12 protein-coding genes are annotated in these 14,261 nt (G+C 32.1%); 4 read left to right on the top strand and 8 right to left on the bottom strand.

Going from position 1 to position 14,261, the window contains the following annotated elements:
• Positions 1–10: 10 nt before the first annotated feature.
• From TMEL_RS03650 to TMEL_RS03635, 4 genes are all read right to left on the bottom strand, one after another.
• Complete coding sequence (locus TMEL_RS03650) at positions 11–1,219, bottom strand: extracellular solute-binding protein (protein WP_012056915.1); 1,209 nt, start codon at positions 1,217–1,219, stop codon at positions 11–13.
• A complete protein-coding gene (locus TMEL_RS03645) occupies positions 1,216–2,547 on the bottom strand; it encodes a glycoside hydrolase family 3 N-terminal domain-containing protein (protein ID WP_012056914.1) in 1,332 nt (443 codons plus the stop codon). Before TMEL_RS03645 ends, TMEL_RS03650 begins: the two co-directional genes overlap by 4 nt.
• Complete coding sequence (locus TMEL_RS03640) at positions 2,540–3,568, bottom strand: ROK family transcriptional regulator (RefSeq protein WP_012056913.1); 1,029 nt, start codon at positions 3,566–3,568, stop codon at positions 2,540–2,542. Before TMEL_RS03640 ends, TMEL_RS03645 begins: the two co-directional genes overlap by 8 nt.
• A gap of 150 nt (positions 3,569–3,718) precedes the next feature.
• Positions 3,719–4,135, bottom strand: a complete 417-nt coding sequence (locus TMEL_RS03635) for a type II secretion system protein (RefSeq protein WP_012056912.1) — start codon at positions 4,133–4,135, stop codon at positions 3,719–3,721.
• A 366-nt stretch (positions 4,136–4,501) separates the two neighbouring features.
• Here TMEL_RS03635 and glyA point away from each other — a divergent pair, with 366 nt between their 5' ends.
• Entirely contained in the window at positions 4,502–5,776 is a 1,275-nt protein-coding gene (gene glyA, locus TMEL_RS03630; RefSeq protein ID WP_012056911.1) for a serine hydroxymethyltransferase, read from the top strand.
• A 25-nt stretch (positions 5,777–5,801) separates the two neighbouring features.
• On the opposite strand, the gene TMEL_RS03625 is transcribed toward glyA, so the two are convergent.
• The 4 genes from TMEL_RS03625 to TMEL_RS03610 are packed head-to-tail and all read right to left on the bottom strand — an operon-like array spanning position 5,802 to position 8,639.
• Entirely contained in the window at positions 5,802–6,008 is a 207-nt protein-coding gene (locus TMEL_RS03625; protein ID WP_012056910.1) for a heavy-metal-associated domain-containing protein, read from the bottom strand.
• 12 nt (positions 6,009–6,020) lie between these two features.
• Positions 6,021–6,215: a hypothetical protein gene (locus TMEL_RS03620; protein ID WP_012056909.1), complete on the bottom strand. Its 195-nt coding sequence runs from the start codon at positions 6,213–6,215 to the stop codon at positions 6,021–6,023.
• A 4-nt stretch (positions 6,216–6,219) separates the two neighbouring features.
• Positions 6,220–6,441, bottom strand: coding sequence for an SHOCT domain-containing protein (locus TMEL_RS03615; protein ID WP_012056908.1), 222 nt, complete (start codon positions 6,439–6,441; stop codon positions 6,220–6,222).
• Between the two features lie 11 nt (positions 6,442–6,452).
• Positions 6,453–8,639: a heavy metal translocating P-type ATPase gene (locus TMEL_RS03610; RefSeq protein ID WP_041426180.1), complete on the bottom strand. Its 2,187-nt coding sequence runs from the start codon at positions 8,637–8,639 to the stop codon at positions 6,453–6,455.
• A 121-nt stretch (positions 8,640–8,760) separates the two neighbouring features.
• Here TMEL_RS03610 and TMEL_RS03605 point away from each other — a divergent pair, with 121 nt between their 5' ends.
• The 3 genes from TMEL_RS03605 (at position 8,761) to TMEL_RS03595 (ending at position 14,259) form a co-directional block, all read left to right on the top strand.
• The gene (locus tag TMEL_RS03605) at positions 8,761–9,873 is read left to right on the top strand and encodes a putative DNA modification/repair radical SAM protein (protein ID WP_012056906.1); all 1,113 of its coding nucleotides are present in this window, start codon (positions 8,761–8,763) and stop codon (positions 9,871–9,873) included.
• A gap of 69 nt (positions 9,874–9,942) precedes the next feature.
• On the top strand, positions 9,943–11,475 hold the full coding sequence (locus tag TMEL_RS03600; protein ID WP_012056905.1) for a hypothetical protein: 1,533 nt from the start codon (positions 9,943–9,945) through the stop codon (positions 11,473–11,475).
• 15 nt (positions 11,476–11,490) lie between these two features.
• Positions 11,491–14,259 carry a hypothetical protein gene (locus TMEL_RS03595; RefSeq protein WP_012056904.1) on the top strand — a complete coding sequence of 923 codons (2,769 nt, stop codon included), beginning with the start codon at positions 11,491–11,493 and terminating at the stop codon, positions 14,257–14,259.
• Positions 14,260–14,261: the final 2 nt, after the last annotated feature.

Here is a 14,261-nt window from a genome sequence, read left to right as displayed (position 1 = left end):
GGGAACCTTTTTATTCACCATCTAATATCTTTTGAATTTTCATGTTGTATTCGAATAACACAGAATCAACGTCTGCATCTTCCAATATTATTTTTTCTATAGCTTCTGTTAGTACTGCCTGCACTTTTGGCCACGCAGGAATAGGCGGAACAGGTTTTGCATATGCATTTTGTTCATAAAATACTTTGTGCATTGGATGATCTTCAAACCAAGGATCTTTTCCCGCATCAACGTGAGATGGGAATATTGCTGGCCAAATCATCGCAACTTCCATAGCAATGTCAGGTTTTATCAGAAACTCTACTAGTTTTTGTGCCTCTTTTTTATGTTTTGAGTGTTTCATAATAGCGAGTACTTCTGCGCCGGCAAAAGATGCGTGTGTTCCATACCATGATGCAGGTTTGGGGATAAATACGACGTTAAATGGTAATTCTGGATAATTTGTTTCAAGATAATCAATATCCCATGCTCCACTTACATACATACCAATTTTCCCTTCTCCAAATGCTTTTGCAAGATCTGCTTGTTTGGTTTTAAGAGAGTACTTTGAAAGTGCTTTATAGAACTTTGCCGTTTCATTTACCTTGCATGAGGTAAGAAGTGCTCTTTTTCCATCTTCTGAGATAATATCTCCGCCTGTTCCCCAAACAGCGGGTAAGAACCATTGTTGCCAAGGACTGTAATTTTCACCTGCGGGCATACCAAAGCCGTATATATCTTCTCCAAGTGAATCTATATCTTTTGCAGCATTGTAAAGTTCTTCCCAAGTTTTTGGTGGATTTTCTGGATCTAACCCAGCCTTGTCAAAAAGATCTAGATTGTAGAATAGTGCCCTTGTTCCAAGTAACCAAGGAACTGCCCAATAACTACCCTCATAGTATACTGTATCCCAACCTACATAGTTGTTTCCATATGTTTTGTAGAAATTATCCATGTTTTCAAGTGCTTTTCTTTCAGCAAAGTTTGCAACCCAAGTATTTCCTAGTTCAACAACGTCTAAATCTTCTCCACCTGCTATTGCTGTTACTATTTTGTCAAAACCGTTTGACCAAGAAAGTTGTACGTACTCTACTTCAATATCAGGGTTTTCTGCCATGAACTTTTCTAACACCTTTTTTGCGTGTTCATCGTTCATCATAAATCCCCAAAATGTGAGTTTGGTTTTTGCAAAACTAAATATGACAATCAAAGCTAAAAAAATCACTAAAAATTTTCTCATGTTAATCCCTCCCCTTTTAGAAGTTGTAAGACATGGTATATGGATATTAATTTAGAAGAATATGGAAGAATATATTCATTTGTTGTGTTAAAAAATTTTCTTAAAAATACGTAGACAACCCTTTTTGCACGTATTTTTTTTACTTTGTCTAAGACAAAATAAACTACCGTGTCTTCAAATTCGTATTTTTTTTCAAAAATTTTTGATTTTGGAAATTCTGTTTTAATTAAGAGTTTTAAATGTTTTAAATCTTTTTCTGAGGTGTCTGCAAGGCTTAGATTTTTTGGAGTGGGGATTAAAAAGTCGGGGTTTTTTGTAGGTGATTTAAGGTTGTATTCTATGGCTTTTTTTGCAATATCTGAAAGAAATCTTGCATAATATGTGGGTTCTATATATTTTTCCTTTATTTTTTTTATTTTGGAAATTTTTTCTTTTAGAAAATCAACATCAAGTTCTTTGTTTTTAATCATCGAGTAAAATGTATTTACAATTTCAAAATGCTTTTCTATATCGCCTATTAATAAGATATCTCCACCTGATTCAAAGAATTTTTTGATAATTTCTTTGGGAGAGTAATTGTCATATAACGCTTTCATTTCTAGTGCATCTGAGATTATTAATCCGTTGTATTTATACTTTTCTTTCAAGATATTTGTTAGGAATTTTTTTGATAGTGTAGCGATTACATTATCGATTTTGGGATAAAGTATATGTGCAGTCATAATGAAATCTACTTCTTTTGACAAGTTTTTGAATATTAATATATCGTTATCATTTTCAACAAAGTCTTTAACTACAGGAAGTGTAAAGTGGGAATCTTCTATTGCTTTTCCATGTCCTGGGAAATGTTTTAATGTTGCTGCAATTTTGTGTTTTTTTAGGCCAAGGATAAATTCTTTTGCGCTTTTTTCGACAATCTTGTGGTCGCTTGAATAAGCTCTAAAACCAGTGACATGACTTGAATTGGGGTGTTTTACATCGACAACAGGAGCAAATACCATGTTAAATCCATGCATCTTCAACATTTTGCCAAGGTATTCACCGTAACTGTATGCTCTGCCCACTTTTCCTATTGCGAGATTTCCAGGTGAGGGAAAAATGTTAGGTATGGTTTCAAGTTGACCTCCTTCGTGGTCTGAGGATATGAGAAATCTATACCCATGGTCCATTAGAGTATAGAGTTTTTCCATAATTATTTGTAATAAATAAACATCTTCCATATTTTTGGGATATAAAATTACACCTGTGGGATTGTACTTTTTTATTATTTCTGTGTTTAATGATTGTTGAAATCCTATAAATAGTAAATTTCCAAAGTCATCAAGCACCGTAAATCACCTTCTTGTAAAAATATTCTAGCCATTTTTTGTTGGAAAATATTGTGTTTAAAACGTTTATGGCTGCTCCTTCTGCGTTTACAAATTCCCTACCATCTTCTATCTTAATTTCAATATTTCTATTGTTAATCATGTATATTTCAGACATTAGATATTCTTTTATATGTGAAATTTGTGGAAGTAAAGTGATATTTCCTCCTATAACCATGATTTCTGGATCAAATACACTTGAAATGACACCTATTTTTTCGGAAACTTTCTGAAGATAATTGTCTATATTTACTTCTAAGTCGAAAAATTTTTCTAAAGGGATTTTTTGATTGTATATACATTTGTTTAATTTGTATTCACCAGCAAAAAAGCTGTTTCCATAATATGGTTTTCCATTTAAGACAAGTCCCACGCCAAATCCCACTGGTTCGTTGACGTAATATGGTATGGAAAATTGAAAATAAATAATGTTTTTATTTTTTAAGGAATACCTTATAGCTCCACATAACGAATCTTTTTCAACAAACATGGGAATTGAGGCGTTTAAATTATTTACAATGTTGAAGTTTTTAAGATTTAAAGCTTCAGAAAAAATTACTGTGTTGTTTTTAACAATGCCTGGAATAGAAATTCCAACACCTATTACATCTTGATGAGTTTTTAAAATCTTATCAATTTCTTCTGTTATATTTTCTTTTGATATTTTTTTGTTTAACTTTTTTTTATATATTATTTCAGAAAAGAGATTGGTTTTTACAACTTCAATCCCATCTTGTTCTATGGAAATTCCAAGAACGTATGCTTTTTCCTTGTTGAATGAATAAACAATAGTTTTTCTTCCGCCAAGTGAAGACGGAGATATTTCGTTAACTTTTAAAAGTATTTCCTTTTCTCTTAGTTTTGAAATATTTCTTGATACAGTGGATTTTTCAAGTCCCAAGGAATTTGTAATTTGTTTTGCGGTAATTGTCTTTTGTTTCCAGGAAAATTTAAGGATCTTTTCCAGCGACGTTGTTAGCATTTTATCCCTCCATGTTAGTTGATTGCTTCAATCAACTAACATGATTATATCAAAAAATGGCCCTGTAATGTAAAGGGCCATTTTTTTGGTTTATACATATTTATGAAATGTTATTTTCTTTTTTCTTAGTATTATGACCTTTTTCTTAAATTACCACCATTTTTGGAGATCGAATGTAAGCTCTAAATTGTCTCCGTTTTGAGCTACTTCTTTTAATCCTGCTTTTTGAACCTTATCAAGTGCTACGTCTTTTCCTGTGTACGTGATGGTTACCGTATAAACACCATTTCCGGAATCTGAAATTGTAAATGAAAAGTTTGCTGGAAAACTGTTTATATAACCGTTTTCCAAATCGCTGTTTTGAATATTTGTGGGATCGCTAGGAGTTTCTGTGTTGAAATAATTTTCAATAGCGGATTTTATTGATCTGAAGTTCTGTGCTACTTGACTTGCTTTTGCGCTTTTAACTGCGTTAATTGCAAGAGGTGTTGCAACAGATAACAATGCAGCAATAACTGCCAAAACTATCAAAAGTTCAACCAAAGTAAAACCTTTTTTCAACTTCATACCTATCCCTCCTAAATCTTTGATTTTGTGCCTTTATTATACCAACAAAATTGTATTTCGTCAATTTTGTTTTTGTGTTAATTTTAAATGTGATTTATTTTAATTTATGAGTGTGGAATGTTATTGAATGCTTTGTTTGTGAGATTTTTTTGATCGGGAGTAAATTCATATGAAATAAACGCTAAACGTATTTTTTAAAATTTTGATTGATTTTTATATTAGTTTTCATAGCTAACAGAATAAAAAAAAAATGGAGTTTGTTGTTGAATTTTGTTGAAAATTGAGAATAAATGGTAATTTTGGAGCTTTTAAACGTTGTTATTAATGTTAGAATATAACTGAACAACTTTGATAGGAGGGATAAGTGTGTGGGAAAATGTAAAAAAAGTTGATCCTGAGATATACGAAGTTATATTAAAAGAATGGGATAGACAGGAATATGGACTAGAACTTATTGCATCTGAAAATTTTGCATCTCTTGCGGTAATAGAAGCCATGGGTAGTGTTTTAACAAATAAATATGCAGAGGGTTACCCAGGTAGAAGGTATTACGGAGGATGTGAATGGGTTGACGTTGCAGAAAAATTAGCAAGAGATAGGGCAAAAGAATTGTTCAATGTGAAGTATGCAAATGTACAACCACACTCTGGTTCACAGGCAAACATGGGTGCGTATTTTGCTGTTTCAGAACCTGGTGACACAATAATGGGGATGTCTTTGAGTCACGGAGGACATCTTACCCATGGTGCGCCTGTTAACTTTTCTGGAAGGATATATAACGTGGTATCTTATGGAGTTGATTCTGAGACAGAAGTAATTAATTATGATGAAGTAAGAGAACTTGCTTTAAAGCACAAACCAAAAATCATTATAGCAGGTGGAAGTGCATATTCTAAAATAATAGATTTTAAGAGATTTAGGGAAATAGCTGATGAGGTTGGAGCTTATTTAATTGTGGATATGGCACATTTTGCTGGACTTGTTGCTGCAGGTATTTATCCAAACCCCGCAGAGTATGCACATATTGTTACAAGTACCACGCATAAAACCTTAAGGGGACCAAGAGGTGGTATGATTCTTACAAACGATAAAGAACTTTACAAGGCAATAAATAAATCTATCTTTCCTGGTATTCAAGGTGGTCCTTTGATGCATGTTATTGCTGCAAAAGCTGTTTGTTTCAAAGAAGCGTTGACCGATGAGTTTAAAGCATATCAAAATCAAGTTGTAAAGAACGCAAAGAAATTGGCAGAAGAATTGGAAAAAAGAGGATTAAGAATTGTTTCTGGTGGTACAGATACGCATTTAATGTTGGTTGATTTAAATCCTCTTAATGTTACTGGAAAGGCAGCAGAAATAGCATTGGGTAAATGTCATGTTACCGTTAATAAAAACACAATTCCAAATGAAACAAGATCACCATTTGTTGCAAGTGGAATAAGGCTTGGTACTCCTGCACTTACAACAAGAGGTATGAAAGAAAGTGAAATGGAAGAAATAGCAGAACTAATAGTAAAAGTACTAGAAAATGTGAAAGATGAAGAGGGGAATGTAGATGATAGTATAGTAGAAGATGTACAGAAAAAGGTAAGAGATTTGTGTGAAAGATTTCCATTGTACGAAGGAAAGATAAGGTTATAAAAAATAGCCCCACCTTTGGGGCTATTTATATTTTATTAATCTCTGAAACGGGATAATCTATTTCTGAAAGTTTTTCTTTTACCTTCTCCAAATTTGAGGTTTCAATTATAACAGTTTTTTCTTCTAACTTTACTTTGAAATTTTTTTCTCCCAATTCTTCTAAAGCCTTTGTGATTCTCATAACACAGTGATGACAGGACATATTTGGAACTTTCAATTCGAACTTTTCCATTTTAATCTACTCCTATTCTTTCATTAATTTTTCAAATTCTTCAAAGGAATCCGCCACTAAGACTTCTTCGTCTTTTATAACAAAAGGTTTTTTCTCTCCACGACAAATATCACATCTATCCACACAATTTTCTACATTGTATTCTTGTTCTTTAATAATCTCCAGAATTTTTTCAAAATCTATGACATGTTTACAGACTCTAATCATAATCTTATCTCTCTTTTAATATTTTTTTCATTTTTAAGTATTCATCTTCTGTAATTTCATCTTTTGCAAGTTTTTCGTTTAAAATTTTTAATGGATTATTGTTTGTTAAAAATACATTGTTTATTATTTTGTACCCAATGAATATTAAAAATTCAAGAAGTATAATTCCGAGAATCATTTGGATTATTCCGCCTATCCAACCTGTAGGCCAAAAGAAATAACACATATATCACCTCCTTACATACAACAAGCTTTTTTTTCGTTATCCAAAAGTGTTTTAACGTATCTTTTTTCGTTTATTTTAGATGAGTTGAGTATAACGGTAATTGAACTAAAAGCCATTGCAGCTTCTGCTATTGCAGGATGTAATAACCCCATCATAGCCATGGGGATTGCTATTATGTTGTAAAAGAATGCCCAAAAGAGATTTTGTTTTATAACTTTAAAAGTAAGTTGTGAAATTTTTATTGCATCCACTATTTTAGAAATCCCTTCTTTGGTAATTATTATGTCTGCGTTTTCTATAGCAAGATCTGTTCCAGTTCCAATTGCTATACCTACATCTGCCCCTTTTAATGCTGCGGCATCGTTCATTCCATCACCAACCATTAAGACCTTTTGTCCTTTAGCTTGGTATTTTCTTATAATATCCAATTTTTCATTTGGTTTTACTTGTGCATAATATGTTTCGATGTCCACTTGCTTTGCAACTTGTCTTGCTGTTTCTTCATTATCACCTGTTACCATAATAGGTGTTATACCAATATTCTTCAAAATTTTTACTGAGTTTTTTGTATCAGGTCTTATGGGATCTACGATGACTATATACCCTTTTATAATTTTGTTTTCCCTTACTTCAACTACTGTGTATCCTTTTTCAGTTAGTTCTGAGTATTTTGAATAATCAAGAGGTTTTCCGACAAAATATTCTATATCGTTGACATTGGCTACTATTCCTTCACCGGAAATTTCATTTATATTGTCTACTTGTATATATTCATTTGTAAGGTCCGAAATAGCCTTTGCCAATGGATGATTTGAGTTTTTTTCTATAGATGCAGCAATTTTTAAAGTCATTTCATCTAAGTTGTGTTCAACGACACTTGGATGTCCTTCGGTAATTGTTCCCGTTTTATCCATTAAAACGTACTTTATGTCTTTCATTGTTTGTATTGATTCTGCATTTCTAATTAAAAGACCTCTTTTTGCAGAAAGCCCTGTACCGGTAATCAATGCCATAGGTGTAGCAAGTCCGAGTGCACATGGACATGCTATGACGATTGTTGCAACGAATACAAATATACCGAAAGAAACTGGATTATTGGTTTTTAGTATCCACGGAAGATAATTACTTGCTTTTTCTATGAGAGGATAAAAGTTTTCAAAACCAAAGTACCAGAAAAGACCACTAAATATTGCAAGTGATATTATTACAGGAACAAACCAATTGGTTATTTTATCTGCAAGTGCTTGGATTGGGACTTTAGCTCCTTGTGCTTCTTTTATTAGATTGATCATTTGTGAAAGAAAAGAGTCTTTACCTATTTTTGTTGCTTTGATTTTTAACACTCCTGTTAAATTTAATGAACCACCGATTACTTCATCACCAATTCCTTTTTCCACAGGTAATGATTCACCGGAAATCATTGATTCGTCAATGCCAGATTTTCCATCAATTATTTCACCATCTATCGGAATTCTCTCTCCCGGTTTTACTAAAACAATCATTCCTTCTTTTACAGCTTCAATAGGTAGCATTAGTTCTTTATTCTCTGAAATAACTCTGGCTTCTTTTGCTTGTAGGTTTATAAGACTTTTAATTTCTTTTGCTGCTTTATCCCTAAGATATGATTCTATGAATCTTCCAAGTAAATGGAATGAAATAATCATAGTTCCAATTGCACCAAATGAACCAATTTCAATTCCAAGTAAAGATAAAACAGAAGTTGACCATGCGGCAATTGATCCGAAGAATATTAATGTATCCATATTGGTGTGTTTGTGTGTAAGGGCAATCCATGCACCTTTTATAGTATCTCGACCTGCGTAGAAAGTAACAATTGCTCCAAACACAGTCTCTAAGAATGTAAAATATGAGATTTTTTGGAAAAACATGTTTATGATCATCAATATAGATATTGGAATTGTGAATATAAGAGAAACTATAAGGTTTTTCTTTATACGCTTGTATCTTTCTTCTTCAATTTTTTCAGCTGGTTTATCGGATATTCCATATCCAACACTTTCAACAATTTTTTTGATTTTTTCCATATCAATGTTTTTGCCCACAACAAAACCTGTATTTGTTGCAAGATTTACTGCGGCAAATTCTATATCTTCAGATTTAAGTAATGCCTTTTCTATGGTTCTGGCACAGTTTGCACAAGTCATTCCCGTTATGGTAAATGATGTTTTTTCTTCCATTTTCTTCACCTCGCTTATCCCTCCCCATATGGGTACCATTAAAATTATATCACCGTTCTTTTTTGAGTCAAGTGAAAAGTGTGATATAATATATACAAATGTATATATAAGGGGTGGTTATATGGTTTTAGAAAGAAAATTAAAATTATTAACAGAGCACGCAAAATATGATGTTTCGTGTTCTTTTGGAACCAACGAAAGGTATGTTTACTATAGTAAAAGTGTAAAAAAGCTAAGGCCCATATTGAAAGTGTTATTTTCAAATGCATGTGTGTATGATTGTGCATATTGTATTAATAGGAGATCTAACAATATTGAAAGGGCAACTTTTACCGTTGATGAACTTGTTGAAATAACTACCACTCTTTACAAAAAAAACTATGTTGTTGGCTTGTTTTTAAGTTCGGCGGTTATTAAAGATCCAAACTATACTATGAAACAGATGTTGAAAGTGGTTAAACAATTGAGAGTAAAGGAAAATTTTCCAGGGTATATTCATCTGAAAATAATTCCAGGTGCAGATGAAAAGCTTGTGAATGAGGCGGGAGTTTTTGCCGATAGAATAAGTATTAATGTAGAGTTTTTAAGAAAAAATGATTTTTATCTTTTAACACCGGAAAAAAAACCTGAAGATATTCAAAAACCACTTTCAATAGCTGCAGAAAAATACGAAGAGTATTTTCATCAAAGAAGAAAATACAAAATACAACCATTTTCACCAGATGGTCAAACCACACAGTTAATAGTTGGAATATCAAAACAAAGTGATAAAAAGATATTATCTTTTGCTTCAAAACTTTACAGAAATTACAAATTAAAAAGGGTGTATTATTCTGGATATGTTGCTATAAATAAAGATAAGCGCCTACCGAATACTAGCGAAAGTATTATGAGAGAGCATAGACTTTATCAAGCAGATTTTCTACTGAGGTTTTACAATTTTACTTTAGACGAAATATTCGAAGATTCTGAAAATTTGGATTTAAATTTAGATCCAAAATTAAGGTGGGCACTAAACCATCCTGAATTCTTTCCCATAGATATTTCAAAAGCATCTTTTGATGAGCTAATAAGAATACCTGGTGTGGGAATTAATAAGGCAAAGAAAATAATTTTACTGAGAAAAGAGGGAAGATTAAGCTTTGAAACGTTGAGAAAGATAGGAGTTTTTATTAACAATGATTTTATTGTGTTGAAAGGGAAACGTGTATCAGCTCCATTATTTAATTTTTAGGACAAAAAAATTTGATTGCAGAAGTATTATATAGAAGTATTATGTAAAAGACATGTTGGGGGTGAAAACTTGAAGAAAATAATATATTTGCTTTTTTTAATACTTTTTGTCTTTATGTCCTGTACAACAGGGGATAAAAATTTTGATTTGGAAATTATAGCACCAGATGTGATAGAAAACACCGAAAGTGCAAAAATAGTTATAACGGGGAATTTGATAGGTGTGAGAAGTGGAACGTTAGAATTGGTAAATGAGTATAACGAAAGGATTATAAAAACATTTGGAAAAGTTCCTGAAACCATAGATATTAACTTTGAAAAACCAGGAGATTATTCTTTAAAGGCAAGTGCTATTTCCCTTTTAGATGGAAAAAAATATGAGGTTTATAAGACAAATTTGTTTGTGGTAGATCCATCTGCCCCGTTAATAAGTGATATTTGGGTTATACCAAAAGAAATATTTGTAGGTGATGATGTTATTCTTTATCTTAAAGTTAATTCTTCAAATTCGAAAATAAATGTTAAAACAGAAGGGTTGGAAAGATATGGAATTTCTGAAATATCTAAAACCGTGAATCCAGGAGAAGTATTTTTGGACTTAGGAAGCTTTAATGAACCGGGAGATAAAGAATTTTATATCAAGGTCGATAACTTATTAGATTCTAATTATTCAACAAAGGTGACTTTGAATGTTTTGCCTATAGATAACGAAGCACCCCTTATTACTATAGAAAGTAAATTTTCTTATCCAACAAATTCTAATATTTTGATTAAAGTTAATATATCAGATGATGTGAAACTTTCAAGTTATGAAGTATATTTAGATGGAGAGTCGAAATTAAAAGATACAGTTGAACAAAAAGAGTTAAAGGGCATACCTGTGCAATTAAATAAACTTGAACCTGGTGACCATTCTTTAATAGTAAAAGCAACTGATTGGCTTGGAAAAAAATCTATGATAGGAAAAAGAATACTTATAGGAGATACTTATTTGAATTTTGAAATAGCCATTTCAAATGAAAATAGTTTAATACCAGGACATTCCACGATAATTGCAGTAGTTCCAACTGAGGAAAATATTAACTTTAGGAAAATAGTGTACTTTATAGATGGGGAGGAATTTTTCGAGACTACAAATCAAACATTTGTCCAGTGGACTGTGGAAGAAGGGCAGCATTATATAACTGTGTATGCGGAAGATGAAAATGGACGGGCAGGTATAAACGAAAGATATATAACTGTTGAGGATAATAACGCACCGAAATTGATGGCAATGTCTATAAATGGAAAGGTTATAAGTAAAACGGAAAGCAGCAGAATACCTGTTGGGAATAATGTAATAAGTGTATTATTTGAAGATGCAGGAGGTATATCTAAAACTTCTACTCCTGTTTTATATATAAAAGAAGACCATTACTCAGAATATTACAACGTTTTAGAAATGAAATTAAGTGAAATTTCCGCTGATGAAAAACAGGCTACTTTTACAGTTAATACTTCAATAGGTTATGGCTACTTTTATCTGTTTGTAAAAGGGTTAAAAGACAAAGAAGGAAATGAATACATGGGAGAAGATGTATTTACAGTTATAACAGGTTATTGATTTGGAGGTGTTAAAATGAAAAAGTTAGTTATTTTAATTTTGGTATTTTCCGTTTTTTTATTTGCACTTGATATATCTCCCCTATGGGAAAACGACTACATTACACTTAGTCCAACTGGTTATGTTAAGGGTGGAGCAGTTGCTTTAAAACAAACGGGAGATGTTCATGTTATAACTAAAGATGCATATTATTACGTTATAAATAGATTGGGAAATATTGTTGGAAATTACGGTTCTCCAGATGGGGGAATAGGTTGGAAACATATAAGCTATCCAATAATAGTGGGAGGAAATTATATTGTTTATGTTACTTCAAACTATGATGGAAAAAGTTATGTGAATGTTAGAACATCTAGTACAAGTAAAAGAGCAGAACTTATTGGTAATGTCTCAAGGGCTGCAGTTGCTTTTTATGATTCTTCAACTGGGAATATACATATTTATGTGGGTATAGGAGTAGATGGTGGGCATGGGGTATATCATTTAGTGTATGATGTTGGTACAGATACATTTACCGTTACAAATGATTTTTATGCTACAGATGCTCCAGTGGAAATAACTCCTATTTTATCACCTAAAAAAGATGCGTTATTTGTTCTTGATTATAGAGGAAATTTTTATCAAATAGCATTGGATAATTCATATAATTTTGATAGTTCAAGTGTTAATAAAATACAATTAGGTGGAGAGTTTGAAACACCAATGGCGTATAGTGAAGGTTTCATATACGCAGTAAGTAGAAATGGTACGTTATACAAGATTCCTCCTGAGGGGACTAATTCCGATGTTGATGTGATACAACTAGGCTCTTCTAGTATGGCTGCAGGGGTTTTGGTTGACTCAAAAGGTTATGTGTATGTTTTTGATGATCTTGGTACCATACACATTATTAGGGTTTCTGATGACTTGTTTAAGGTAGCCTCTCATTCAATATATGATGAATTTAAGGAAGGTTTCAGATTTGCAACTACACCGCTTTTATTTAAAAAAACTACGGAAGATAAGATTTATATTTTCACGTTGCTTAATGGTGAAACTTTTGGAAAAGCTGTAGTGTATTCTATGGATTATAACGATTATACTTTTGACGTAGAATGGGAAAAAGACTTAGGTGAAAATATACCAACAATTGGTTCTCCAGCCATGGTTCCTCTTTCATCTGTAAACGATGAAAGATATATAATTGCTTTTACGACAAATCAGGATAAGGTTTATGCATATACTGTAGATGCAAAAGGACCTTATGGATTTTGGGCGATGGAGGCACAAAATTCTTATAGGACGGGTTTTGTGGATTCGAATGCTCCTACTTTTCAAACGAGTATAACTTTAAAAGCTAAAGATTGGTATTCTGGTATAGAAATTTCAAAAGATGTACTTAATGAAACAAATGGTAAATATGGAGTATTATTTGATGCAACAGTTGTTTCAATATCGGATAGTGGAGATATATCGTCGTTTAGTACGTATGAATATAAAACAAATCCAAATGTGGATAATTCTGATAGTTCTGCCAATGATCCCATACCAATTGGACGTGCAGGTCTTGATAAACTTTTGATAAGGTTTGCTACCGAAACCACAATGACATTGCTATTTAATGATTCCTTTATAACCAATGTAACAAACGATGTAACAAGTGCACCTCTTGTGGATGCTACATTTTCTTTTAGGCAATTTGATTCTGGAATACCAGGTTTGGACGTACCCTATATTGAAAGTCCACTTGCAACTATTTTGTTTGGGTATGAAGACAAGGATGCGGAAGTATTGGTAGATTCTACATATGCTATTTTGATAAAGTATAATTTACCTGATAGTGTTGCCTCTGAATTAATTTCATTTGGAAAAGATGAAACATCAAAGACAATAGATGCTTATAATCCATTTACTCCTAGTATTACTATTCCAAGTACCGCATTTGCGTATAGATGGAAGGTATACCAATGGGATTATAGTTCTAATAATTTAACAGGGTATAAATCGTTTGATTATAGATCAATAGATAGTTTAGACCTTGGAATTGATGATACAGGCAGGGCACCAACTTATATAGAAATCTTCTATACAGAACTTACTGGTACTGTAACATTTGTTGTTCCAATGTATGCAGAAAATAAAGCAAGGGCATTTATACTAATTGATGCTGCTAAAGGTGCATTATCTAGTACTTTGTATGCAACTCTTACAAATTCTGAAATTTCAATGAGCCTTGCTACAGTTACTTCTATAGATATAAACCCATCATTTGTTGAAAACACAGATTTGAGGATTATGAATAATGATTATTTGAAATTTGTATTTGAAGAAACCTCTAAGAGTGGTATTTCACAAGATACAAGGGTTGCAACAATAAGTTTATGGTTAGATTTTGCTACAAATACGTTTTTGTATTTTAACAATCAGGCAAGATATTTTGAATTATTTGATATAGAACTTTACACCCAGCTTAAGAACAATCCAGTTGAAAAAGGGCTTTTATCCAAAAATAGATTTATTGCAAATAAATATTTAACACTTCCCGGAGATTTTAACCTAGATGGTGTTATTGATATTGATGATTACATAATGTTTAGAAATGCGTTATATAATTATCAAGTAAATGGTATTTACGATTCGTTATACGATATTGGTCCTAGAACTGACTTTTCACCTCCAAACAGAGGATATATTCCGGGATTTTCTGAAAAGGATGGAAAGATTGATGAATACGATTTAAATGTATTCTTAGTAATGTATGGTTATACACCACCATCAACTAACATTGAGTATTCGGGTAATTAAGG

It is taken from the genome of Thermosipho melanesiensis BI429 (assembly GCF_000016905.1).
Classification (GTDB): Bacteria; Thermotogota; Thermotogae; order Thermotogales; family Fervidobacteriaceae; genus Thermosipho; species Thermosipho melanesiensis.
The sequence above is the reverse complement of the archived record's forward strand: the minus strand, read 5'-3'. Positions and strand labels throughout refer to the sequence as shown.